Origin of the sequence: Pseudomonas sp. 09C 129 (assembly GCF_002843625.1) — a bacterium.
Lineage (GTDB): Bacteria > Pseudomonadota > Gammaproteobacteria > Pseudomonadales > Pseudomonadaceae > Aquipseudomonas > Aquipseudomonas chlororaphis.
This window is the reverse complement of sequence record NZ_CP025261.1, coordinates 2,324,422-2,348,167: the sequence shown is the minus strand read 5'-3', so window position 1 is coordinate 2,348,167 and position 23,746 is coordinate 2,324,422. Positions and strand designations below refer to the sequence as shown.

Here is a 23,746-nt window from a genome sequence, read left to right as displayed (position 1 = left end):
TCGATTCAGGCGAACAACATGGACAGCAACACGGACAACAACCGGCACTGGCGCGAGCGTCTCTACATCATGATTTTCCAGACCGACACCGTGGCCGGTCGACGCTTCGACAGCACCCTGTTGCTGATCATCCTCGCCAGCCTGGTGATCGTGATCCTCGACAGCATCGACGAGGTGCATCAGAACTACGCCAATGTGCTGGCCTATATCGAATGGGGTTTTACCCTGATCTTCGCCATCGAATACGGCCTGCGCCTGTATTGCTCGCCCAAGCCGTTGCGCTACGCCTTCAGTTTCTACGGCTTGGTGGACCTGCTGGCCATCGTGCCGGGGATCCTCGCCCTGTATTACAGCGACGCCCAGTACCTGCTGATCATCCGGGTGATCCGCATGCTGCGCATCTTCCGCGTGCTCAAGCTCAGCCCGTATCTCAAGCAGGCCAACTACCTGATGTCGGCGCTGCGCGGCAGCAAGCAGAAAATCATCGTGTTCCTGCTCAGCGTATCGACCCTGGTCACGGTGTTCGGCACCCTGATGTATGTGGTCGAGGGGCCCGAGCACGGGTTCACCAGCATCCCCAAGGGCATCTACTGGGCCATCGTCACCCTGACCACCGTGGGTTTTGGCGACATCGTGCCGAAGACGCCGCTGGGCCAGGTGATTTCATCGATGGTGATGATCACCGGTTACTCGATCATCGCCGTGCCCACCGGGATCTTCACCGCGGAACTGGCCAATGCCCTGCGCGGCGAACAGCTCAAGCACGACTGCCCGGTGTGCAGGAAGAACGACCATGAGCACGGCGCCGCGTTCTGCTCGCGGTGTGGCAATGCGTTGTTCCCGAAAGTGGTTCAGGAAAACTGAATAAGCAAAGCACTTTTTAATCTTTAAAGAGATATACCGCCCCGGCTATAGTCGGCGGCAAATTGCCTTCACTCTCTAATAAAAGGAATGTGCAGTGAAAAAACTCGTTAGCGCCTCTCTCCTGGCCGCCGGCCTGGCACTGGGCAGCGCCGCCCAGGCCGCTCCGACCCTGCTCAACGTTTCCTATGACGTGATGCGAGACTTCTACAAGGACTACAACACTGCCTTCCAGAAGCACTGGCAGGCCGAGCACAACGAGAACATCACCCTGCAGATGTCCTTCGGCGGTTCCAGCAAACAGGCGCGCTCGGTGATCGACGGCCTGCCGGCCGACGTCATCACCATGAACATGGCCACCGACATCAACGCCCTGGCGGACAACGGCAAGCTGGTGCCGGACAACTGGGTGACCCGCCTGCCGAACAACAGCGCGCCCTTCACCTCGGCCACCGTGTTCATCGTGCGCAAGGGCAACCCCAAGGCCCTGAAAGACTGGCCGGACCTGCTCAAGGATGGCGTGCAGGTGATAGTGCCGAACCCCAAGACTTCGGGTAACGGCCGCTACACCTACCTGTCGGCCTGGGGTTATGTGCTGAAGAACGGCGGCGACGAGAACAAGGCCAAGGACTTCGTCGGCAAGCTGTTCAAGCAGGCACCGGTGCTCGACACCGGCGGCCGCGCCGCGACCACCACCTTCATGACCAACCAGATCGGCGACGTGCTGGTGACCTTCGAGAACGAAGCGGAAATGATCGCCCGCGAATTCGGCCGCGATCAGTTCGAAGTCATCTACCCGAGCGTCTCCGCCGAAGCCGAGCCGCCGGTGTCGGTGGTCGACAAAGTGGTCGACAAGAAAGGCTCGCGCGCCGCGGCCGAGGAGTACCTGAAGTACCTGTGGTCGCCGCAAGGCCAGGAAATCGCCGCCAACAACTACCTGCGCCCACGGGACCCGAAAGTCCTGGCCAAGTACACCGACCGTTTCCCGAAAGTCGACTTCCTCTCGGTGGAAAAAACCTTCGGCGACTGGCGCACCGTGCAGAAGACCCACTTCAACGATGGCGGGGTCTTCGACCAGATCTACGGCGGCAAATAACGCCCCCGGCCCATGAAAAAAGCGACCCTCGGGTCGCTTTTTTATTGCTCGCGCCTAAAGCCCGGCGGCTACATCGACCAGGGCGGCGCCCCGAACCTCGTGCAGCTCAGGCAACATCGCCTCCGCCTCGATCTCGATCAGCCACTCGGGCAAGGACAGGCCGCTGACGATGATCCACGAGGACGCCGGCGGCTGCTGGGGGAAACGCTGCAACAGCACCTGGCTGATCTGTTCCTGCTGGTCGCGGGCTGCCTCGGCAATGTAGATCCGCAGCATGACCACGTGACTCAGGTCGCCGCCCGCCGCCGCCAGGACCCGGGCGATATTGTCGAAACTCTGCTCGGTCTGCTCGCGCAGCCCCGGGCCGACGCAGACCTCGCGCTCATCGACACCCACCTGGCCGGACAGCAGCAGGCGCCGCCCACCGCGCACCTCCACGGCCTGGCTGAAACCGTACTGCAGGGAATTGAAGACACTGGGCGGATTGAAGACTGATGTGTGCATGGGACCTCCGCTGCGATAGACGACCGCAAACCCTAAACCAAGCCCCTGCACAAGACCATCCGAAACCAGGCCGTTGAAATACCTGGCAACGTAACCGCCAGCCAGCTACATCGGCGGCGTCACCCCATCCTTGCCGGCGGAGATCGATTGCGCGGTGAGCGTGCCGTCCGCGCTCTGGGAGACGAACATCACCACCTTGACCCCGGCCTTGAGCAGGCTGCGGTCACCCGGCACCAGGTTGACGATGGGCACATCGTCCGGCACCAGGATCGTCTGCTGGCCGCCCTTGTAGTTGACGGTCAGGGTCCGGCCGTTGCTCACCACCAGGTCGCCGACGCGGCCATTGGTCATGCTGCTGCCCTTGACCAGATCGAAAGGCCGATGACCGTCGCCGGTGCCGGCCATCTGCGGTGGAAACACATGGACCTCCAGCGCCTTGAGGCTGCCATCGGCCTGCGGCACGGCGGCCGAACCTATGTAGCTGCCGGGCTTGATGTCCTCGATATTGGCCAGGGTCACGGCGCGGACCTGGGTCTGTGGTGTGAGGTTGATGGTGACGTTCTCGCCACTGTTGACGTGCACCCGCACCGCGTCGCCGGCGATGCTGGTGATTTCCCCGCGCACGCCGATGCGCATGCCCGGCGCGTCCTGGGCCTGGGCCAGGCCGGCCAGCAGCAGTGCGCCGAGGGTGATCGCTTGGGCGCCGCCGAGCAGGCGGCGAAGACACAGATTCATGGGACGGGCTTCCTGTGATGAAAGGTGGCACAGAGGTCTAAACGAAAGCACTCCAGTGTCCGCGGAACAATGAGCGAGCTATGGAACTGAATGTAAGTAAATGTATCATCGCAACGCGATCCCGGTCGTCGTCTGCCGCTCTCGGCCGGCCCCGCCAGGCATTTATTCCTCCCGGGCATGAATGCTATCGCTCGTCAGCTTCTACCGCGTCACGGGCCAGCCCCTTAGCCTCGCCCGCATCCTTTTCGCTGCAACGAGAATCGCCATGACTTCCACGACCCAGGGGCTGCCCGCCGCCACCACGACCATGACCCGCGGCATGGTGCTGCTGTTCGCCTTCTGCTGCGGCGCCATCGTCGCCAACATCTACTATGCCCAGCCGATCATCGAGCTGATCGCCCCGGACATCGGCCTGAGCAGCACCATGGCCAGCCTGATCGTGTCCCTGACCCAGATCGGCTACGCCCTGGGCCTGTTCTTCCTGGTGCCCCTGGGCGACCTGCTGGAAAACCGCCGGCTGATGATCCTCACCAGCCTGGTGGCCATCGCCAGCCTGCTGGGCGCCGGGTTCACCGAGCAACCCAACGCCTTTCTGCTGGTCTCGCTGCTGATCGGCTTCAGCTCGGTGTCGGTACAGATCCTGATTCCCCTGGCCGCGCACCTGACGCCGGAGGAATCCCGTGGCCGGGTGGTCGGCGGCATCATGGGCGGCCTGCTGCTGGGCATCCTGCTGGCACGCCCGGTGTCCAGCGTGGTGGCCGACCTGTTCGGCTGGCGCGCAATGTTTATCGCCGCCGCCGTGCTGATGGCCGCCATCAGCCTGGTCCTGCTGCTGACCGTGCCCAAGCGCCAGCCTGCCCACAGCGCCACCTACGGCCAGTTGCTGGGTTCGTTGGGCACCCTGCTGCGCCAGCAACCGGTGCTGCGCCAGCGGGCGTTTTACCAGGCCTGTATGTTCGCCACCTTCAGCCTGTTCTGGACCGCGGTGCCGCTGGAGCTGGCGCGCAACCACGGCCTGTCGCAAAGCCAGATCGCCCTGTTCGCCCTGGTCGGAGCCATCGGCGCCATCGCCGCGCCCATCAGCGGACGCCTGGCGGATGCCGGCCACACCCGTGTCGCCTCGTTGCTGGCCATGCTGTTCGCCGCCTTGAGCTTCCTGCCGGCCTTTGTCCACCCGGCCTACAGCGTCATCGGCCTGGCAGTGACCGGCGTGGTCCTGGATTTCTGCGTACAGATGAACATGGTCCTCGGCCAGCGCGCGGTCTACGCGCTGGATGCCCATAGCCGTGGCCGCCTCAACGCGCTGTACATGACCAGCATCTTCATCGGCGGCGCGGTCGGCTCGTCGATTGCCAGCGCGGTGTACGAACACGCCGGCTGGCTGGGCATAGTCGGCGTCGGCAGCGCCTTGCCGTTGCTGGCCCTGCTGCGTTTCCTGGGCACTTCGCAGAAGGCGCTGCCTGTCACGGCCTGAGCCCGGGCTCAAGCCACAGCCTGATCGATGTCCTCACCGGTGCGGTCGCGAATCCACAGCAACACCAGGGTGGACAAGGCGACCGTCGCCATCATGTACCAGGCCGGCGCCAGCGCCTGCTCAGTCACCTGCAGCAGCCAGGTGACAAAAAACTGGGCGAAGCCGCCAAACACCGAGACCCCGATACCGTAGGCCGCCGCCATGCCGGTGGTGCGCACCGACTTGGGGAACATCTCCGGCAACATGGTGATGCCCGGCACCGTCTGCAGGGTCAGCAACACCGAGAGCAGGCCGATGATCAGCAGCAGGTTGAACAGGCTGGGGGCGGCGATCAGCCACTGGAAACACGGCACTATCACCAGCAGAGTCAGCAGGCGCGAGCAGAAAATCACCCGCTTGCGCCCACAGCGATCGGCCAGCCAGCCCACCAGCGGCGACAACACAAAACAGACCGCCCCCACCACCACGCTGGCCAGCAGGCTGGAGGTGGTCGGCAGGCCCAGCACCCTGGCGGCATAGGCCGGCATGTAAAAGGCGATGATCTGGGTCGAGACCATGGCCCCGAGCATCAGCAGCACGCTTTTGCCCAATGCCCGCTTGTGCTGGCCGAACAGCTCGCGCAGCGGACTGCTGCGGGCCGCATGTTCCCTGGCCTGCTGGCTGTGGGCAGTCGACAGCCCGAGCACCAGGGTGTCTTCCAGGTGGCGACGGATGTACCAGCCCACCGGGGCGGTGAGCATGCCGATGAAAAACGGCACCCGCCAACCCCACTCGCTCATCGCCTGTTGATCCAGCCCCGCCACCAGCGCCGCAACCATGATCGCGCCGAGGAAGATCCCCAGCGACTGGCTGCCGAACTGCCAACTGGCATAAAAACCCCGTTGCGATGCGGGGGCGTGTTCCACCAGCAGGGTGGTCGCCGCCCCCACTTCGCCACCGGCGGCAAAACCCTGGATCAGTCGCGCCAGCGCCATGATCAGGGGCGCGGCCATGCCGATCTGGCCATAGGTCGGGGTCAAGGCCATCAGGCCGCAGCCCAGGCCCATCAGGAACAGGGTCAGGGTCATCGCCGAGCGACGGCCGAAGCGGTCGGAGTAGGAACCGATCAGCAGCGCGCCGACCGGGCGCATCAGGAAACCCACGCCAAAGGTCGCGGTGGTCAGCAGCAACTGCCCGTAAGCGGACGCCGCAGGGAAAAACAGCGGCCCGATAAACAGCATCAGAAAGCTGAACACCGTGAAATCGAAAAACTCCAGGGCGTTACCGATAGTGGTACCGACAATCACTCGCCGACGGGAAACACACAGATTCGTCGCCGCAACCGGCGCGAAGGATTCGGAAACAACGGCCATGACATTCTCCTTGCAGACAAGGGCTACGCACCCACGACCGGCCGGGCCCGAACAGGTCCGGCCGGAGCGATCACCAGAGGCTGCGGGTCAGTCGACCGGCTCGAGAAAGGCACTCACCAGCTTCACCCAGTAGCTGGCGCCGTAAGGCAGGCAGGCGTCATTGAAGTCATAGGCCGGGTTATGCAACAGGCAGCCGCCCGCCGTCCCTTCGCCGTTGCCCATGATCAGGTAGCTGCCGGGACAGGCTTGCAGCATGAAAGAGAAATCCTCGCTGCAGGTCATCGGCTGCATATCGGCGACCAGCCCCTCCTCGCCCAGCCACTCCAGGGCCACCGCCCGCGCCAGGGCGGTTTCCCGCGGGTGGTTGTAGAGCACCGGGAACGCGTTGGCGCTGACCGTAACCTCGGCAGTCGCGCCGAATGCCTGGGCCTGGGCGTGGGCCAGCGCCTCGATGCGCTGTAGCAACAGCTCACGGGTCGTCTCTTTCAATGCCCTGACCGTCACCGCCAGCTCGACGCGAGTGGGAACCACCGACGAACTGCTGCCGCCGTGAATCGCCCCGACCCCGACCACGCCCATTTCCAGGGGCGGCAGGTTGCGCGCCACCACGGTCTGCAACGCCATGACCAGCGAGGCCGCGGCGACTATCGGGTCGACCGTGTCCTGGGGCATGGCGCCGTGACCGCCACGGCCGTTGATGCCAATCGTCACGGTGTCGGCCGAGGCCATGAACGGCCCGGGGAGAAAACCGAACTTACCCACCGGCAACCCCGGCCAATTGTGCATGGCAAAGACCGCATCGCAGGGAAACAGCTGAAACAGCCCATCCTCGATCATCTTCCGCGCGCCCACATGCCCTTCCTCGGCGGGCTGGAAGATCAGGCGCACGGTGCCATCGAAGTCGATGCTCTGGGCCAGGCACTGGCCGGCGGCCAGCAGCATCGCGGTGTGCCCGTCATGGCCACAGGCATGCATCTTGCCGTCATGCCGGCTGGCGTAGGGCAAGCCGCTGGTTTCCAGGATCGGCAAGGCGTCCATGTCCGCGCGCAGGCCGATGACCCGGTTGCCCCGGCCCTTGCGCAACGACGCCACGACGCCGGTGCCGGCCAGCCCGTGGTGAACCTCATAACCCCAGCCGCGCAGCTTGTCGGCGACCAGGCGGCTGGTTTCGAACTCCTCGTAGCTCAGTTCAGGATGGGCGTGCAGATGCTGGCGCAGCGCAACCATGGGCGTCGTCAGCTCGCGTATCTCAGGCAGGATCGTTGGGCTCGGCATGGGTTTCTCCTCAGCAGTGATAGATGGCCTGATCGTCGGCTGAGACGCTGTCAGGCTCTTGTAGGTCTTTCAGGCAGATCAGGCTGGCGGCCAGATCTGTGGGAACCAGTCCTGGCGCAGGCGCTGACCTGCTTGCATACCGTGGTCAGGGTACGGCGGCGAGGTCCTGCCAGGGCGCTCGGCATAACGCACGTCCTCGCCCAGCCAGCGCAGCGACAGCACGCGCCGGCGGGCCTGGCTGAGATTGCCGCGTGCGCCGTGCACGGTGCGGAAGTCGAACAGCACCGCGTCCCCCGGCTCCATCTGCCACTCCAGCACCTGCATGCCGGGTTCGACATCCGGGTCCGGCACCGGCCGATAGCGGCTGACATCCTCGTAAAAGCTGCTGTCGTCCTTCCAGCGCAGCGGCAGCACCCATTGCGGCCAGAGGTGGGAGCCGGCGATCAGGCGCAAGGTCGCCTCGCGCACCGGGTCCACCGGGATCCACAGGCTGACGGTCTGCTCGCCATCGAGAAAGTAATAGGGAATGTCCTGGTGCCAGGGTGTCGGCTTCTGGGTGCCCGGCTCCTTGACCAGTACATGATCGTGAAAGAACTGCGCACTGGGCGACTGCATCACCGCTGCCGCAATCGCCGCCGCGGGCGACTCACGGACCATGGCGACGAATTCGGGAATGCGCTCCCAGTTGCAGTAATCGTCGAAAAACCCACCCGGCTCGCCGGCCGCCACCACGTTGGTGGCATAGGGGCCCGGCTCGCGCTGGTTACGCTCGATACCTGCGGCGATCGACCCGACCCAGTCCTTGAACACACCACGTAGACAAATGGCGCCATCGCGTTGAAAAGCTGCGATATCCGCCGCTGATACCAAAGGGCTGACTGACCTGTTCATAGGGGCTCCTGCGTGACGGCCGCCATGATCGCGGCGACCACGGCCAGACTATTGCCCCAGGCTCATCCAAAAATAAAATAATATGATCCGATCTGGCTCCTCGGAATTTCTTATGAAGATCAGTCTGCGCCACCTGCGCTGCGCCCTGGCGGTCACCCGCCACGGCAACATCACTCAGGCCGCCGAGCATCTGAACGTATCGCAGCCGGCGGTCTCCGCCGCCCTCAGCGAACTGGAAGGACACCTGGGGCAAGTGCTGTTCATTCGCCAGCGCGGACAGGGAGTGACGCTGACGCCGTTCGGCCGCCTGGCGATGGACAAGGCCCAGCAGATAGTGGCCGGCGTGCATGAGCTGGAACGCCTGGCGGACCACGACGACACCTTGTCCGGCGAACTGATGCTGGCCTGCTTCGAGGACCTGGCGCCCTATTGCCTGCCGCAGCTGTTGCGCGGCCTCAAGGAACGCCACCCGGCGATCGAGGTGACGATTCGCGAATACGGCTTCGACCAGATCGGCAAGCAATTGAGCAACGGCAGCCTGGACGCCGCGCTGAGCTATGACCTGGGCTTGCCGGATGGGGTACAGAGCACAGTGCTGTGCGAACTGTCGGCCCATGCGCTATTGCCGGCCGAGCACCCCCTGGCCGGTCACCGCGAGGTCAGCCTGCGCCAGCTCTGCGATTACCCCCTGGTGCTGACCGAACAGGCCTACAGCTGGCAGCATTTCCTCGACCTGTTCCGCTTCCATGGCTTGCAGCCGCAAAACTTCAGCAAGACCTATTCTTTCGAACTGCAGCGCGGGCTGGTGGCCAACGGCTTTGGCGTGGCCGTGGCCTATACCCGGCCTTTCGGCGACCACAGCTATGACGGGCGGCCGCTGGCGATCCGGCCGATTGCCGAACCGCTGCCGCTGCAACGCATCGTGCTCGCCCAGTCCCGGGCCCGCAGCCATTCGCCGCTGGTCAACGCCCTGCGGGAACAGGCCCGGCAATGGTTCGGCGAAAGCCCGGGGTTTGGCTGGCACCCATAAGCGGCGCCGCGGCTCGACGGCGTTCCACACAACACTCGATCGTTCACACACAAGGAGTCCCAATGGACCGGCTGGCAGCCATGCAAACCTTCGTTCATGTGGTGGAAAGCGGGTCCTTTTCCGCCGCCGCCCGACTTCTGGATATCGGCCAGCCGGCCGTATCGAAAACCATCGCCCAGCTGGAGGCGCGGCTGGCGGTGCGGCTGTTGCTGCGCTCGACCCGCGGCCTGACGCCCACCGAGGCCGGCATGGCGTTTTTCGAGCGCGCCAGGCGGGCCCTCGAAGAGGCCGACGAAGCCGATTTCGCGGCGCGCGGAGCCGGTACGGGGCTGCGCGGCACGCTGCGAGTCTGCGCCGCGGTGACCTTCGCCCGCCTGCACATCGTGCCGCACCTGGGGACCTTTCTCGAACACCACCCCGAGCTCGACATCGACGTGGTGCTGGATGACCGCAATATCAATCTGGTGGAGGCCGGCATCGACGTCGCCCTGCGCATGGGCCCCTTGAGCGACTCCGGGCTGACCGCGCGGCGGATCGGCGAATGCCGGCGCGTGGTATTGGCCACCCCGGACTACTTCGCCCGCCACGGCGAACCCGCCTGCCCCGCCGACCTGAGCAAGCACCAGGCGATCGTCTACAGCCTCGGCGGCGGTGCCCACTGGCGCTTCGAACGGGGCGACGAACAGCAATCGGTGACGGTCCGCGGGCGGATTCGCGTCAGCGCCGCGGAGGGGTTGCGCGAGTCGGTGCTGGGCCATCAGGGGCTGACCATGGCCTCGCAATGGATGTTCGCCCCCGAGCTGGCCAGTGGCACGGTGCGCGAAGTGATGTCGGACTGGACGCTGCCCCGCCAGGAGCTATGGGCGGTGTTCCCTACCGGGCGGCTGACCAGCGCCAAGGCCCGGGCCTTCGTCGACTTTGTCCAGCAACTGCTGGCGCGCCCGGATGCCACTCAAGGTTGAGCGACGTCAGATTCGCCCACGTATCAGCACTTCGACCTTGGCCGCCTCGCCCCAGCGTTGGACCCGTTCGATCAGCGAAGGGTCGGTTTCGCCCACCAGATACAAGGTTTCGATCGATTGGGCAGCCGCCCACTCGACAAACCCGCACTGCTCGAAGGTGTCGATAGCCGCCAGCTGGAACTCGTTTTCGTAGAAGCCGGGCACCACGGCGACCTGGGCATCGACGGCACTGACTTCAGGCAGGAACGGACAGGCCAGGTGCACCACGTCCCACTTCGCCACACGCCAGTTGCGCAGCGCTTCGTCGAAGCGGCTGCGGGCGCCGCGGACAAACCCCAGGCCGTCGATCACCATGCGCCGGTTGATGATCATCCACACTTTGCGTTTGCGCGGGGCCTTGAGCAGCACCTCGCCGGTGACCTTCGAGGCGCGCAGGGCCAGGGCGAACACCAGCAATACTGGAACGAAGTAGCGATAAACCGTCTCCGTCTCGGTGGCGCGGGTCAGCTCATACAGCCTGGAAACCTCACCCCGGACCTTACGCTGGTCGCCCAGGGTTTCATCGAGGCGGCCGAGCCAGGCCAATATGGGCGGCGCCGAATACCGGGCGCGAAGCTCATCCAGCGCCTGGACCACCGTCCCCACCGAGAGCGCCGTCAGCCGCCCCTGCGCCGTTCTCTCTAGCGTGGCAAAACGCTGACAGAGCTCGCTCACCTGCGCGGCATCGGCGGCGCTATAGAGAGTCGCGGCGGCACGGCAATGATCCGGGCCCAGCAGATCGTCGATCTCGGCCTTGAGGCGCCTCTGGGTCGCGGCTTCATGGGATTCGGCCAGCCGATAGTCGCTCTGGAACCATTCGGTCCTGACGCTCTGGGTCTCGCTGATCAGGGCCAGCGAAGCCAGCAGCAGCCAGCCATAGTCCACGCGCTTCCAGCCGATCTCGCCCAGGGGAAAGACCGAGATGAAGCTCCAGCAGAAGAAGTAGTAGAGGAAGATGAACAGCACCAGCAAATACACCGGTGCCAGGGAGAAGTAGATCAGCTGCGGCACTTCGACATCGGCGAAGCCATGCAGGGCGAGCAACACAGCGACAACACAGAGCCAGAAGGCCATGGGCGCGAAATAGGGTTTGTTCAGGCTTTTCTTCATCGGGCGCTCGGATGGCGATACTCAGGAACACCCCGGGGTATCGGCCATCCAACCGACCGCTTGAACCGGACTCGCCCGCGGTCCGCTCAGTGGTCGCCGCTTACGGGGAGGCGCTTATTGAGAGCCGCTTACTGGAACTGGCGCCCCAGGCCCGACGGCACACCGTGGATATCGGTTTCTTCCCATGGCCCGTCGGGGCTGATGGAACGGCTCCAGCCGTTGTTCCAGCGGTAGTAGGTGCGCTGGCGGTAGAAGGTGTTGGTCTGGTTATCCAGCACATAGACGCCCAGGCGCGGATCCCAGTGGCTGTTGCCGCCCGGTGGCGGCGCGAAGCTCGCGGAAGTGCGCGGCAACGGCTTGGCCGGCTTGATCGGCGTGGCGGGTTTGCTCGGGGTGCCGGGCGTCGGCTTGGTAGTGGGTTGCGCAGGCGGAATCGGTGGCAACGTCTCGGGCGGCGTCGGCTGCTGGACCGCACAGGCGCTCAACCCCAGGACCAGTGTTAACAGGGTGATGCGGGCAATGGCGGTCATGGCGGCTTCTCTTATTTATCCGGGCTGTCGATGGTCAGTTGTTGCGGCGCGGTGGTGCTGCTGGCCAGGGGCTTGCTGCGACCGACCCACTCGCCGGCAGTCGGTTGGCCGGCGCGGGAAATGCGTGCAACCAGTTGGACTTCCGGGAAGTTCGACAGTTTCAACTGCGGCATCATCGCGTCGGCATCCCCCAGTTCCACCGTCACCGGCAGGTCGGCCACGGTCAGGCGCTTGGCCGCCAGCGGCGCCGGCGGCCCGGAAGTGGCGCGGGCAAAGATGAACACGCTGTCGCCCGGCTGTACCTTGGCTTTCAGCTCGGCGGCCAGGTCGACACGCACCTTGAGCAGCGCAGCAGCCTTGGGCGCAGGCGCCTGGGCCACTTTGCCGCCGCTGGCCAGCAGCTTCTCGGTGGCCCGGTCGATACCGCCCTGCAGCGCGGCGCGCGAGTTGTCGTCCGCCGGCAATTGCGCCAGCAGGCGGTTCCAGTAATCGATGGCCGCTTGATAACGCTCGCCTTCGAAGGCGGCGATTCCCAGCAGGCCGAGGCTGGTGACTTCCTTCGGGTCGGCCTTCAGCGCTTCGTCGGTCAGGGCCTGGACCTTGTCCGACCACCGCTTGCCGTCGGCGAAATACTGCGCCTGGGCCCACTGGCCGAGCAGTTCTGGCTGGCGCCCGGCCAGGGCCACGGTGCGCTCGAAGATCTTCGCCGCGTCCGCCGGGCGGTCCTGGGCCATGTAGGTACGGCCGAGGAAGTACAGGCCCTCGGCGGAATCCGGCTGGGCGGCGACCGCGCGCTCGAGGCGGCGGGTCATCTCTTCCATGGATTGCGGGGCCTGGGCGAATTCACGGGTCAGCTCGACCTTGTCGCTGGCGCCGAAATGCAGGTACAGGCCCAGGCCCAATAGCGGCACCAGCAGCGCCGCTAGCAACGGCAGCGGCTTGCCCAGGCGCGATACCCCAGCCAGTTCCGCGCCCTCGGTGTCGGCCAGCAGTTCGCGCGCGGCTTCGGCGCGGCCGCTGTCCATCTGCTCGGCGCTGAGCACGCCTTCGGCCTGCTGGCCTTGCAGCTCGGCCACGCGTTCTTGATAAAGCGCCACGTTCAGCGCGGTACGATCCTCTTCACGCTGGGCGCGACGGCCGCGTAGAACCGGGATCAGCAGAAAACTCAGGGCTACCAGGAGCAGCAGGCCTGCGGCGAGCCAGAAATCAATCATTCGCGGTCTTTATCCAACAGTTGGTCGAGGCGCTGACGCTCCTCGGCGGAAAGTGTGCTCGGGCTGTCGCTGCGCTGCACGCGCCGACGCCGGACGATCACGGCGATGATCACCACGCCCCCCAACAGCAGGCCGGCGGGGCCGAACCAGAGCAAGGCGGTCTTGCCGGTCAGGGCCGGCTTGTAGCGCACGAAGTCGCCATAGCGGTCGACCATGAAATCGATGATCTGCTGGTTGTCCTTGCCTTCGCCGAGCATGCGGAAGATCTCCTTGCGCAAGTCCGCGGCGATCGGCGCATTGGAGTCGGCGATGTCCTGGTTCTGGCACTTGGGGCAACGCAGCTCTTTGGTCAACTCGCGAAAGCGCTCGCGCTCGGCGTCGTTGGCGAATTCGTAGGTATCGATCGCGGCGTGGGCCACGCCAGCGATACTCAGGCCCAGGACGGCCGCGGCCAGCCAACGCTTCATGGCTTGGCCTCGTCGGCCAGGGCCTGATACTTGGCGGCCAGCTTCTCGCGCCACACCGTTTCGTCGATCACCCCGACGTATTTGTCGCGGATGATGCCCTTGGCGTCGATGAAGAAGGTTTCCGGCGCGCCGTACACCCCGAGGTTCAGGCCCAGGGTGCCCTCCTCGTCGCGAATATCCAGCTGGTAAGGGTTGTGGAATTCGACCAGCCACTTCAGGGCGTCGGCGTTGACGTCCTTGTAGTTGACGCCGTAGATGGTCACGCCCTGCTGCGCCAGCTTGTTCAGCACCGGGTGCTCGACCCGGCAGGAAATGCACCAGGTGCCCCAGACGTTGACCAGCGCCGGCTTGCCCAGCAGGTCGGCGCGGGTCAGGGTCTTGTCACCCTGCACCGACGGCAGGGAAAACTCCGGGAACGGCTTGCCGATCATCGCCGACGGCAGCTCGGCCGGGTCCAGGTACAACCCGCGGTACAGGAACACCGCCACCAGCAGGAACAGCGCCAGCGGCAACAACATTATCCAGCGTCTCATGCAGTGGCTCCTGTCATGCCCAGGGCTTCGCGCACCCGGGTTTTCACCTTGACCCGGTAACGCCGGTCGAGGGCCGCCAGCAGGCCGCCGAAACCGGTGAGCAGGCCGCCGAACCAGATCCAGCGCACGAACGGCTTGACGTGCACCCGCACGGCCCAGGCGCCATCGCCCAGCGGCTCGCCGAGGGCGACGTAGAGGTCACGGGTGAAACCGGCGTCGATGCCGGCCTCGGTCATCACCGAGTTCTGTACCGTGTAGAGGCGTTTTTCCGGGTGCAGCACAGCAACTTCCTTGCCGTCGCGGACCACCCGCACCGTGCCCTTGTCGGAGGTGAAGTTGGGGCCTTCGAAATGCTTGGCGCCCTCGAAGACGAAGTGATAACCGGCCAGGTCCATGGACTCGCCCGGCTCCAGGCGCAGGTCGCGCTCGGCGCTGTTCTGGCTCGACAGCACCACGCCCAGGGCGCAGACCGCGATGCCCAGGTGCGCCAGTTGCATGCCCCAGTAGCTGCGGGTCAGGCCCGGCAGGCCCTTGACCAGGCCTTTGTGGCGGGTCTTGTCGAAGATGTCGCGGACCCCGGCGAGCAACACCCAGGCCGCCAGCATGAAGGTCGCCAGCACTGCCCAGTTGAAGTCGCCGTAGACGATACCGGCCACCACCGCCAGTGCGGCGCTGCCCAGCAGCACCGGGGTCAGCATGCTTACCAGCCATTTCACCGGGGTGTCTTTCCAACGCACCACCACGCCCACCGCCATCACCACCATCAGCAGCGCCATCAGTGGAATGAACAGCGCATTGAAGTACGGCGGGCCGACCGACAGCTTGGCCCCGGTCAGGGCGTCCAGTACCAGCGGGTACAGGGTGCCCAGCAGGATCATCGAGGCCGCCACCACCAGCACCAGGTTGTTGCCCAGCAGCAGGGTTTCCCGCGACCACAGGTTGAAGCCGACCTGACTCTTGACCACCGGCGCGCGCAGGGCGAACAGGGTCAGCGAACCGCCGACCACGAACAGCAGGAAGATCAGGATGAACACGCCGCGCTCGGGGTCCGAGGCGAAGGCGTGGACCGAGGTCAGCACCCCGGAACGCACCAGGAAGGTCCCCAGCAGGCTCAGGGAGAACGCGGCGATGGCCAGCAGCACGGTCCAGCTCTTGAACACGCCGCGCTTTTCGGTGACCGCCAGCGAATGGATCAACGCGGTGCCCACCAGCCACGGCATGAACGAGGCATTTTCCACCGGGTCCCAGAACCACCAGCCACCCCAGCCGAGTTCGTAGTAGGCCCACCAGGAGCCGAGGGTGATACCGATGCCGAGGAATGCCCAGGCGACTATGGTCCAGGGCCGCGACCAGCGCGCCCAGGCCGCGTCCAGGCGACCGCCAAGCAAGGCTGCGATGGCGAAGGCGAAAGCCACGGAGAAACCGACATAGCCCATGTAGAGCATCGGCGGGTGCACGATCAGGCCGATGTCCTGCAGCAGCGGGTTGAGGTCGCGGCCGTCGCCGGGCACCTGCGGCAGAATCCGCGCGAAGGGGTTGGAGGTGACGATCAGGAACAGCAGGAAGCCGGTGCTGATCATGCCCATCACCGCCAGCACCCGCGCCAGCATCACTTGCGGCAACTGTCGGGAGAACACCGACACGGCGAAGGTCCAGCCCCCGAGGATCAGCGCCCAGAGCAGCAACGAGCCCTCGTGGGCGCCCCATACCGCGCTGAACTTGTAGTACCAGGGCAAGGCGCTGTTGGAGTTGCTGGCGACATAGGCCACCGAGAAATCGTCGACCATGAAGGCATAGGTCAGGCAGCCGAAGGCGAAGGTCAGAAAGGCGAACTGCCCCCAGGCCGCGGGCTGCGCCAGGCCCATCCACAGACGGTCGCCACGCCAGGCGCCGAGCAGCGGCACCACGGCCTGGACCAGGGCAAAACACAGGGCCAGGATCATCGCCAGATGGCCGAACTCGGGAATGAAGATTGCGGATGTCATCGCTCAGCCCTCCTTGGCCGGAGCCGGCGCCATTTGCCCACTGTCTTTCAGGGCCTTGGTCACTTCCGGCGGCATGTACTTCTCGTCGTGCTTGGCCAGCACTTCGTCGGCCACCACCACGCCGTCGGCGTTGAGCTTGCCCAGGGCGACGATGCCCTGCCCTTCGCGGAACAGATCCGGGAGGATGCCGCGGTAGGTGATGGTCACGGCCTTGTTGAAGTCGGTGACCACGAAGCGCACGTCCAGCGAGTCCGCCGAGCGTTGCAGCGAGCCCATCTGCACCATGCCGCCGGCGCGGATCCGCGTGTCATGGGGGGCTTCGCCGTTGGCGATCTGGGTCGGGGTGTAGAACAGATTGATGTTCTGTTGCAGGGCGCTCAGCGCCAGACCGACGGCAACGCCCACGCCGCCCAGCACACCGAGGATGATCAACAGACGCTTTTTACGCAGCGGATTCACTGATTGTTCTCCCGGCGCAGACGACGCGCCTCTTGTTGCAGGTAACGCTTGCGGGCCAGCAACGGCACCGCCACGTTGAGGATCAGCACCACCAGGCAGATGCCGTAGGCTGACCAGACATACAGGCCATGATGGCCCATGGCGAGAAAGTCGGCGAAGGACGAAAAACTCATGATGCCGCCTCCAGGCTGTTCTGCACTTCGGCCCTGACCCAGCTGGCGCGGGCTTCGCGCTTGAGCACTTCGAGACGCATGCGCAGCAACAGCACGGCGCCGAAGAAACAATAGAAGCCCAGCACGGTCAGCAACAGCGGCAGCCACATCTCGACGGGCATCGCCGGCTTTTCGGTGAGGGTGAAGGTCGCGCCCTGGTGCAGGGTGTTCCACCACTCCACCGAGTATTTGATGATCGGGATGTTGATCACCCCGACGATGGCCAGCACCGCGCAGGCCTTGGCCGCACTGTCGCGATTGCTGATGGCGTTGCCCAGGGCGATCAGGCCGAAGTACAGGAACAGCAGGATCAGCATGGAGGTCAGGCGCGCGTCCCAGACCCACCACGAGCCCCAGGTCGGCTTGCCCCAGATGGCCCCGGTGACCAGCGCCACGGCGGTCATCCAGGCACCGATGGGCGCCGCGCATTGCAGGGCGACGTCGGCCAGTTTCATCTTCCACACCAGGCCCACCACCCCGCACACCGCCAGCATCACGTAGATGGACTGGGCCAGCATGGCGGCGGGAACGTGGATGTAGATGATGCGAAAGCTGTTGCCTTGCTGATAGTCCGGCGGCGCGAAGGCCAGGCCCCAAACGACGCCGACGGTGATCAGCAGCAAGGCTGCGATGCTCAGCCAGGGCAACAGCTTGCTGCTGATGCCGTAAAACCACTTGGGCGAGCCGAGCTTATGAAACCAGGTCCAGTTCATACTGTTTCCATCACGGGTGCCGCGCGTTGTCACGCACAGCCAGGGTCTTTACTGATCAAAATTTGATCAGACCTCATTATTCGCCGACGCTGATCTTCAGGCCAGCCGCTATTGCAAAAGGTGTCAGCGTTACTGCCAGGGCGGTCAGGCTCCCAAGCCACAGCAGGTAACCGGTCGCCGGCATGCCCTGCAAGGCCGCCTGCAAGGCGCCGCTGCCGAGAATCAATACCGGGATGTACAAAGGCAGGATCAGCAGCGCCAGCAACAGGCCGCCACGCTTGAGTCCTACCGTCAACGCCGCGCCCACCGCTCCCAGCAGACTGAGCACCGGAGTGCCCAACAGAAGGGACAGCAACAGCACCGGCAGACAGGCTGTGGGCAGACCGAGCATCAGTGCCAACAGGGGCGCAAGCAATACCAGTGCCAGGCCGGAAAAGGCCCAGTGTGCCAGCACCTTGGCCAGAACCAGAAGAGGCAGGGGGTGCGGCGAAAGGACCCACTGCTCCAGGGATCCGTCCTCGAAATCACTGCGAAAAAGCCCGTCCAGCGAGAGCAAAACCGATAATAAGGCCGCTACCCAGACTAGCCCTGGAGACAAGGTTTGCAACAATTGTGTCTCAGGTCCCACCGCCAACGGGAACAGTGAGACAACGATGGCGAAAAACACCAGCGGGTTGGCCAGTTCGGCGGGACGGCGGAACAGCAGCCGGGATTCGCGGGCAACCAGCAGTCCGAAAACACTCATACGGCCCAATGCCCCAGATCGATGTCGCGATAGCCGGCCGGCAGGCGGCTCAGTGTGTGGTGGGTGGTGAGGATCACCATGCCGCCGCGTTCGCAGTGGCCGGCCAGGTGTTCTTCCAGTTGCGCCACGCCCTGTTTGTCCAGGGCGGTGAAGGGTTCGTCGAGAATCCACAGCGGCGGGCTGTCCAGGTACAACCGGGCCAGCGCCACCCGGCGCTGCTGGCCGGCGGACAGGGTATGACAGGGCACATCCTCGAAACCGCGCAGGCCGACCGCCGCCAGGGCCTGCCAGATCGCCTCGCGATCGGCGGGCTGATGCAGGGCGCAGAGCCAGCTGAGGTTTTCCTCGGGGGTCAACAGGTCCTTGATCCCCGCCGCATGGCCGATCCACAACAGGTTGCGCGCCAGCTCCGCGCGCTGGGCGTTGAGCGGCTGGCCGTTGAGCAGCACCTGGCCGCTGGTCGGCTGCATCAGCCCTGCCAGCAGGCGCAACAGGCTGGTCTTGCCGCTGCCGTTGGGACCGCTGATCTGCAACATGTCGCCGCTGGCCAGACGCAGTTCGAGCTTTTCGAAGAGCAGCCGCAGGTCGCGCTCACAGGCAAGCGCTACGGCTTCTAGAAGAGGACTGGTCAAATGATCGCGGGCCTTTACGGTTCAAGTCGGCGGTGGAGCAGCCGTTAAAGAGATGCAGAATAAACGCATCGGCGGCCTGTTCCAGAGAGCTGCGTCAAACTTTTGCGATGTTTTCGCCACGCTCCCCGAAGACGGGCGGCATTATACATGCGATGCCCTACTCTCAAGAGGGCTTATTTCTCCACAGGTTGTGTCCAGATGACAGGCGAAATCACCCTTCCTCCGCTGCCCCAACTGACGCCGGGAACCGTGCGCGCGCTGCCGATCAGCGGTGAGCTGCTCAAGTTGCTGCAGCCCCTGGAAGGCCTGATCGCCGCCGGCCAATCGGCCAAGGCCGAAGTACTGTCGCTCAAGCAGGCGGACCAGACGTTCCAACTGTTGCTCAAGCTGACCCTCGACAGCGGCCGGCAGACCACCGTCCAGGCCACCAGCAACCAGGCGCTGCCCCTGGGCACCAGCCTGGCGGTGACCCAGCCCTCGGCCGGCAACCTGGCCATCACCGTGCAGCAGGCGATTGCCGCCAGCGTCGCCACCCTGACCCGCCTCGACACCGCACAGCTTCCCGTGGGCACCCTGCTGCAGGGCAAGGTGCTGACCACCCAGCTACAACCCCAGGCAGCCGGACAACCGGCGGTCTACCGCTCACTGGTGAGCCTGCTCAACACCGCCTTGAGCGGCAGCACCCTGAGCATCGACAGCCCGCAACCCCTGCGCATCGGCAGCCTGCTGAGCGCCCTGGTGCAAGGCTCGCAGAGCTTGAGCTTCGTGCCGCTGAGCGGGCGTCAGGAGCAACTGGCGATCGCCCAGCAACTGGCCGCCCAGCAAAGCCGCCAGGCCTCGCTGACGGGCCTGATCAATGCGTTGCAGAACCTGCCGCCCTCCGACGACACCTCCAGCGAACTGCGCGCCGCGGTGGACAAGTTGCTCGCCGGCCTGCCCGACCTGCAGCAACTGAGCAATCCCAAGGCGCTGGCCCTGGCCCTGGGTAACAGCGGCGCCTTCTTCGAGTCGCGGCTGCTGGCCGGCGACAATCCGGCCCTGGCGGCTGACCTGAAAGGCAACCTGTTGCGCCTGATCGCCCAGATGACGCCGGGCCTGCCGGCCAGCACCAGCTTCAACGCGATCATTGCCGCCAACACCCTGGCCCAGGTGCTGCCGAGCTTCGTGCGCAGCGCCCTGGGGACCCTCGGCCAGGTCAGCGCCAGGCCCCAGCCCGGTGGCTTCCCCCTGCCCTCGCGGCTGCTGCAAAGCCTTGAGGAGGAAGGCGACCTGGAACACCTGCTGCGCCTGGCCGCGGCCGCTGTTTCGCGCCTGCAGAGCCATCAGCTGGCGAGCCTGGAACAGAGCGGCCTGACCGATGACGGGCGGCTGCTGACCACCTGGCAACTGGAAATCCCGATGCGCACGATGCAGGACGTCGTGCCCTTGCAGGTCAAGTTCCAGCGCGAAGACCCGGCGGAAAAGCCGCCCGAGGAAAAACGCGAGGAACGCGAACCGAAACAGCAGCTGTGGCGCGTCGAACTGGCGTTCGACCTCGAACCCCTGGGCCCGCTGCAAGTGCAGGCGCAATTGCTCAAGGGCCGCCTGTCCAGCCAGCTCTGGGCGCAGCGGCCGTTTACCGCGAGCCTGATCGAAAGCCATCTGGGCAGCCTGCGTGAACGGCTGCTCGCGTCCGGCCTGGATGTGGGCGATCTGGACTGCCATCTCGGCACACCGCCGCAGGGCCCGAAAACCCGACTGGAACAACGCTGGGTCGATGAAACCGCATGAATAATCCCAACCCGCCACGCCAGGCCATCGCCCTCAAGTACGACGGCCAGCACGCCCCCACGCTGACCGCCAAGGGTGACGACGAATTGGCCGAAGCCATCCTGAAAATCGCCCGCGACTGTGAAGTGCCGATCTATGAGAACGCCGAGCTGGTGAAACTGCTGGCGCGCATGGAACTGGGCGACAGCATTCCCGAGGAGTTGTACCGGACCATTGCCGAAATCATCGCCTTCGCCTGGAACCTCAAGGGCAAGTTCCCGGCCGGGCATGAGCCGCAGGAAGCGGCGCTGGAGAAAGATGTGACGGAAAGCGGGGAGGATTACTGAAGAGCTACAAGCTACAAGCTACAAGCTACAAGCTACAAGCTACAAGCTACAAGATTCCAGCTTGAAGCTTGCGGCTTGTAGCTTGCAGCTAGCTTCTATGTAACTTGCTCATCAACTCGGCCTCGGCCTGGGTCAAGCCGCAGGACTGAGTCAGTTCGTCGACGCTGGCGCCCATGCCCACCAGGCGCGCGGCCTGGGCGAAGGACAGGCTCGACGGATCGCGCTGTTCCAGCTGGGCCAGCTTGTCCGGCAACGGGCCGACCACCGCGCGCAGCTCATGCAGGTCTTCGCCCATGCGCACCGTACCGTTCTGGTAATCGTCGACGCGCTTGGCCAGGTCCTTGATGCGCTGATCGCGCAGCGCATCGCCCTGGGCCTGCTGGGCGGCGATCTGCCGCTGAGCACGGATATAGGCCAGGAACATCGCCAGTGTGCCTGCCCAAAAGAGGAACAGGACAATAACCGCAACCTCGAGAATCAATCAGATACTCTCCAGTTCCGACCACTCTTCTTCGCTCATCATCTTGTCCAGCTCAACCAGAATCAGCAGCTCGCCGTTCTTGTTGCACACGCCCTGGATGAACTTGGCCGACTCTTCGTTACCGACGTTCGGCGCGGTCTCGACTTCCGACTGACGCAGGTAAACCACTTCCGCCACGCTGTCGACCATGATCCCGACCACTTGCTTGTCGGCTTCGATGATCACGATACGGGTGTTGTCATTGACCTCGGTCGGCACCAGGCCGAAGCGCTGGCGGGTGTCGATCACGGTCACCACGTTGCCGCGCAGGTTGATGATGCCCAGCACGTAGCTCGGGGCACCCGGTACCGGTGCGATCTCGGTGTAGCGCAGGACTTCCTGCACGCGCATCACGTTGATGCCGTAGGACTCGTTATCCAGCTTGAAGGTTACCCATTGCAGGATCGGATCTTCGGAACTCTGTGCAGACGACGACTTATTCATACCCCTGACCCCTCAAAAAACCGTTGGAAACGGTGTGTGTTCTGTGTGGCCGCACCGTCGGCGCAGCCTGTTGTTGGTCTATATCGGCTTCGGCGCCGGTTTACTGATAGCCATGTGTTTCGCGCCGCCGCTGGCGATCAGCTCGGCCAGCTCGGAAACGTCCAGCAGCGCGCACATATGCTCGATGACCGTGCCCGCCAGCCATGGCCGCTGGCCACGGTGGCTGCGCCATTTGATTTCGTTCGGGTCCAGGCGCAACGAGCGGCTGACCTGATGCACCGCCAGCCCCCACTCGTAGCCCTGGACCGAGATCACGTATTGCAGGCCCTGGCGGAAGTCGTCGCGGTAGCGATCCGGCATCACCCAGCGCGCGGTATCCAGCACCTTCAGGTTGCCGGCCTGGCTCGGCAGGATCCCGAGGAACCACTCCGGCTGACCGAACAGCGGCGTCAGTTCATGCCCCGCCAGGGAGTAGATCGACCCCAGGCAGACCAGCGGCACCGCCAGGGTCAACCCGGCGACATCGAACAGCAGGCACTCGAAGGGTTCCGCCGCCCAGCTCGGCCGGTCGTCACCCGCCACCGGGGGTGGCGTGCTGCTGGGTGGCCGATGCACCTCGACCACCGGTTCGACCAGGCCTTGCAACAAGGGCGCAACGGTCGACACGGTGGCCGGCAATGGCGCGGGCGCCTCCAGCACGGGGGCGACCACCGCTTCCTCGACCCGCACTACCGGCGCGACAACCGCAGCCGGCGCACGCTGGACCTGGGCATCGCGAGCCTGTTCTTCGAGCACCGCGGCCTGGAACTCATCCAGGACCTCGCTCGACACCGCCACCTCTGCAACGGCTGCCTGAACCTGCGGCAGCGCCTCGGGAACCGCGAACTCTTCTTCGGTGGCGTCCTGCAGCAACGCGTCCAGGTAGGATTGCAGCGCCAACTGCGGCCGGGACGTGACGTCGACAGGACGGTTCATAAGGATGCCCACGGATAAAGCCCAGCACAGTGACCTGTAGGGTTTATCGGCCAGACCGGCAGCAGACTTGAATGCTCCGCCACGTCAGGCCACCTGCGGGACAAGTTGCTGGGCTAGCAGGTGCTTGAGCAAGGCGCGATAGGCCAGTACGCCGCGACTCTTGCCGTCGAACTGCGAAGGCGTCAACCCGGCCCGGCTGGCATCGCGCAGGCGCGTGTCGACCGGGATATAGCCTTGCCAGATCTCATCCGGGAACTTGTCGCGCAGCACCCGCAAGGTGCCCAGGGACGCCTGGGTGCGGCGGTCGAACAGGGTCGGCACGATGCTGAACGGCAGCGCCTGTTTGCGCGAGCGGTTGATCATCGCCAAGGTATTGACCATGCGCTCCAGGCCCTTGACCGCCAGGTGCTCGGTCTGCACCGGGATCACCAGTTGCTGGCTCGCCGCCAAGGCATTGACCATCAGCACGCCGAGCAACGGCGGGCTGTCGATCACCGCATAGTCGAAATCCTGCCACAGCTGCGCCAGGCTCTTGGCGATCACCAGGCCCAGGCCGCTCTGCCCCGGCGACTGGCGCTCCAGGGTAGCCAGCGCGGTACTCGAGGGCAGCAGGGAAATACGTTCGTCGCTGGTCGACAGCAGCAACTGCCCGGGCAAGCCCTCGGGAACGCTGCCCTTGTGCAGGAACAGGTCGTAGTTACTGTGTTCCAGGCTGTCGGGGTCATAGCCGAAATAGCTGGTCATGGAGCCGTGGGGGTCGAGATCGACCACGACCACGCGCTTGCCCGCCTCGGCCAGCAACCCGGCTAAAGCGATGGAACTGGTGGTCTTACCGACGCCACCCTTTTGATTGGCAACTGCCCAGACTCTCATTCAGATTGTTCCTCCCGGC

The 23,746-nt window shown here is 64.8% G+C and carries 27 protein-coding genes; 7 read left to right on the top strand and 20 right to left on the bottom strand.

What is annotated here, in order from left to right:
- The first annotated feature begins 18 nt into the window (after positions 1–18).
- Both CXQ81_RS10775 and CXQ81_RS10770 read left to right on the top strand, forming a co-directional pair.
- Positions 19–864: an ion transporter gene (locus tag CXQ81_RS10775; protein WP_101337183.1), complete on the top strand. Its 846-nt coding sequence runs from the start codon at positions 19–21 to the stop codon at positions 862–864.
- Positions 865–958: 94 nt separating this feature from the next.
- Positions 959–1,957 carry a sulfate ABC transporter substrate-binding protein gene (locus CXQ81_RS10770; protein WP_101337182.1) on the top strand — a complete coding sequence of 333 codons (999 nt, stop codon included), beginning with the start codon at positions 959–961 and terminating at the stop codon, positions 1,955–1,957.
- 54 nt (positions 1,958–2,011) lie between these two features.
- On the opposite strand, the gene CXQ81_RS10765 is transcribed toward CXQ81_RS10770, so the two are convergent.
- On the bottom strand, positions 2,012–2,461 hold the full coding sequence (locus CXQ81_RS10765; RefSeq protein ID WP_007922073.1) for a RidA family protein: 450 nt from the start codon (positions 2,459–2,461) through the stop codon (positions 2,012–2,014).
- A 105-nt stretch (positions 2,462–2,566) separates the two neighbouring features.
- On the bottom strand, positions 2,567–3,196 hold the full coding sequence (locus CXQ81_RS10760) for a DUF5666 domain-containing protein (RefSeq protein ID WP_007922071.1): 630 nt from the start codon (positions 3,194–3,196) through the stop codon (positions 2,567–2,569).
- Positions 3,197–3,461: 265 nt separating this feature from the next.
- On the opposite strand from CXQ81_RS10760, the gene CXQ81_RS10755 reads away from it, so the two are divergent.
- Positions 3,462–4,670: an MFS transporter gene (locus CXQ81_RS10755; RefSeq protein ID WP_087088839.1), complete on the top strand. Its 1,209-nt coding sequence runs from the start codon at positions 3,462–3,464 to the stop codon at positions 4,668–4,670.
- An 8-nt stretch (positions 4,671–4,678) separates the two neighbouring features.
- Here the strand turns inward: CXQ81_RS10755 and CXQ81_RS10750 are convergent, their stop codons facing one another.
- From CXQ81_RS10750 to CXQ81_RS10740, 3 genes are all read right to left on the bottom strand, one after another.
- Positions 4,679–6,022, bottom strand: coding sequence for an MFS transporter (locus CXQ81_RS10750; RefSeq protein ID WP_101337181.1), 1,344 nt, complete (start codon positions 6,020–6,022; stop codon positions 4,679–4,681).
- Positions 6,023–6,109: 87 nt separating this feature from the next.
- Positions 6,110–7,297 carry a M20 aminoacylase family protein gene (locus CXQ81_RS10745; protein WP_007922066.1) on the bottom strand — a complete coding sequence of 396 codons (1,188 nt, stop codon included), beginning with the start codon at positions 7,295–7,297 and terminating at the stop codon, positions 6,110–6,112.
- A gap of 78 nt (positions 7,298–7,375) precedes the next feature.
- Positions 7,376–8,188: a phytanoyl-CoA dioxygenase family protein gene (locus CXQ81_RS10740; RefSeq protein WP_087088845.1), complete on the bottom strand. Its 813-nt coding sequence runs from the start codon at positions 8,186–8,188 to the stop codon at positions 7,376–7,378.
- A 112-nt stretch (positions 8,189–8,300) separates the two neighbouring features.
- Here CXQ81_RS10740 and CXQ81_RS10735 point away from each other — a divergent pair, with 112 nt between their 5' ends.
- Both CXQ81_RS10735 and CXQ81_RS10730 read left to right on the top strand, forming a co-directional pair.
- A complete protein-coding gene (locus CXQ81_RS10735; protein ID WP_007922060.1) occupies positions 8,301–9,218 on the top strand; it encodes a LysR family transcriptional regulator in 918 nt (305 codons plus the stop codon).
- A 62-nt stretch (positions 9,219–9,280) separates the two neighbouring features.
- Entirely contained in the window at positions 9,281–10,180 is a 900-nt protein-coding gene (locus CXQ81_RS10730; RefSeq protein WP_101337180.1) for a LysR family transcriptional regulator, read from the top strand.
- Positions 10,181–10,186: 6 nt separating this feature from the next.
- Here the strand turns inward: CXQ81_RS10730 and CXQ81_RS10725 are convergent, their stop codons facing one another.
- The 11 genes from CXQ81_RS10725 to ccmA form a co-directional block, all read right to left on the bottom strand.
- Complete coding sequence (locus tag CXQ81_RS10725; protein ID WP_101337179.1) at positions 10,187–11,329, bottom strand: hypothetical protein; 1,143 nt, start codon at positions 11,327–11,329, stop codon at positions 10,187–10,189.
- A 128-nt stretch (positions 11,330–11,457) separates the two neighbouring features.
- Complete coding sequence (locus CXQ81_RS10720) at positions 11,458–11,859, bottom strand: hypothetical protein (RefSeq protein WP_007922056.1); 402 nt, start codon at positions 11,857–11,859, stop codon at positions 11,458–11,460.
- 11 nt (positions 11,860–11,870) lie between these two features.
- On the bottom strand, positions 11,871–13,073 hold the full coding sequence (ccmI, locus tag CXQ81_RS10715; protein ID WP_101337178.1) for a c-type cytochrome biogenesis protein CcmI: 1,203 nt from the start codon (positions 13,071–13,073) through the stop codon (positions 11,871–11,873).
- A complete protein-coding gene (locus CXQ81_RS10710; protein WP_053260137.1) occupies positions 13,070–13,540 on the bottom strand; it encodes a cytochrome c-type biogenesis protein in 471 nt (156 codons plus the stop codon). Before CXQ81_RS10710 ends, ccmI begins: the two co-directional genes overlap by 4 nt.
- On the bottom strand, positions 13,537–14,073 hold the full coding sequence (locus tag CXQ81_RS10705) for a DsbE family thiol:disulfide interchange protein (RefSeq protein WP_007922047.1): 537 nt from the start codon (positions 14,071–14,073) through the stop codon (positions 13,537–13,539). The genes CXQ81_RS10710 and CXQ81_RS10705 overlap by 4 nt, the downstream gene beginning before the upstream one ends.
- A complete protein-coding gene (locus CXQ81_RS10700) occupies positions 14,070–16,058 on the bottom strand; it encodes a heme lyase CcmF/NrfE family subunit (RefSeq protein ID WP_101337177.1) in 1,989 nt (662 codons plus the stop codon). Before CXQ81_RS10700 ends, CXQ81_RS10705 begins: the two co-directional genes overlap by 4 nt.
- A gap of 3 nt (positions 16,059–16,061) precedes the next feature.
- Entirely contained in the window at positions 16,062–16,517 is a 456-nt protein-coding gene (gene ccmE, locus CXQ81_RS10695; protein WP_009047728.1) for a cytochrome c maturation protein CcmE, read from the bottom strand.
- The gene (ccmD, locus tag CXQ81_RS10690; RefSeq protein WP_007922041.1) at positions 16,514–16,690 is read right to left on the bottom strand and encodes a heme exporter protein CcmD; all 177 of its coding nucleotides are present in this window, start codon (positions 16,688–16,690) and stop codon (positions 16,514–16,516) included. Before ccmD ends, ccmE begins: the two co-directional genes overlap by 4 nt.
- Positions 16,687–17,442 carry a heme ABC transporter permease gene (locus tag CXQ81_RS10685; RefSeq protein WP_007922035.1) on the bottom strand — a complete coding sequence of 252 codons (756 nt, stop codon included), beginning with the start codon at positions 17,440–17,442 and terminating at the stop codon, positions 16,687–16,689. Before CXQ81_RS10685 ends, ccmD begins: the two co-directional genes overlap by 4 nt.
- Positions 17,443–17,518: 76 nt before the next feature.
- On the bottom strand, positions 17,519–18,187 hold the full coding sequence (gene ccmB / locus CXQ81_RS10680) for a heme exporter protein CcmB (protein WP_007922033.1): 669 nt from the start codon (positions 18,185–18,187) through the stop codon (positions 17,519–17,521).
- Positions 18,184–18,819, bottom strand: coding sequence for a cytochrome c biogenesis heme-transporting ATPase CcmA (gene ccmA, locus CXQ81_RS10675; RefSeq protein WP_007922031.1), 636 nt, complete (start codon positions 18,817–18,819; stop codon positions 18,184–18,186). The genes ccmB and ccmA overlap by 4 nt, the downstream gene beginning before the upstream one ends.
- Before the next feature lie 198 nt (positions 18,820–19,017).
- Here ccmA and CXQ81_RS10670 point away from each other — a divergent pair, with 198 nt between their 5' ends.
- Together CXQ81_RS10670 and CXQ81_RS10665 are read left to right on the top strand one after the other, a co-directional pair.
- Positions 19,018–20,589: a flagellar hook-length control protein FliK gene (locus CXQ81_RS10670; RefSeq protein WP_101337176.1), complete on the top strand. Its 1,572-nt coding sequence runs from the start codon at positions 19,018–19,020 to the stop codon at positions 20,587–20,589.
- Positions 20,586–20,915, top strand: coding sequence for an EscU/YscU/HrcU family type III secretion system export apparatus switch protein (locus tag CXQ81_RS10665; protein WP_053260133.1), 330 nt, complete (start codon positions 20,586–20,588; stop codon positions 20,913–20,915). The genes CXQ81_RS10670 and CXQ81_RS10665 overlap by 4 nt, the downstream gene beginning before the upstream one ends.
- A gap of 88 nt (positions 20,916–21,003) precedes the next feature.
- Here the strand turns inward: CXQ81_RS10665 and CXQ81_RS10660 are convergent, their stop codons facing one another.
- The 4 genes from CXQ81_RS10660 to CXQ81_RS10645 all read right to left on the bottom strand — a co-directional run bounded on the left by CXQ81_RS10660 (position 21,004) and on the right by CXQ81_RS10645 (position 23,727).
- On the bottom strand, positions 21,004–21,396 hold the full coding sequence (locus CXQ81_RS10660; RefSeq protein WP_087088858.1) for a DUF2802 domain-containing protein: 393 nt from the start codon (positions 21,394–21,396) through the stop codon (positions 21,004–21,006).
- Positions 21,397–21,879 (bottom strand): chemotaxis protein CheW, encoded by a 483-nt coding sequence (locus CXQ81_RS10655; protein WP_007922496.1) that lies wholly within the window; start codon positions 21,877–21,879, stop codon positions 21,397–21,399. It lies immediately after the preceding gene.
- 78 nt (positions 21,880–21,957) lie between these two features.
- On the bottom strand, positions 21,958–22,854 hold the full coding sequence (locus CXQ81_RS10650) for a CheW domain-containing protein (protein WP_101337175.1): 897 nt from the start codon (positions 22,852–22,854) through the stop codon (positions 21,958–21,960).
- Positions 22,855–22,938: 84 nt separating this feature from the next.
- Positions 22,939–23,727, bottom strand: coding sequence for a ParA family protein (locus tag CXQ81_RS10645; protein ID WP_007922498.1), 789 nt, complete (start codon positions 23,725–23,727; stop codon positions 22,939–22,941).
- Positions 23,728–23,746 lie beyond the last annotated feature (19 nt).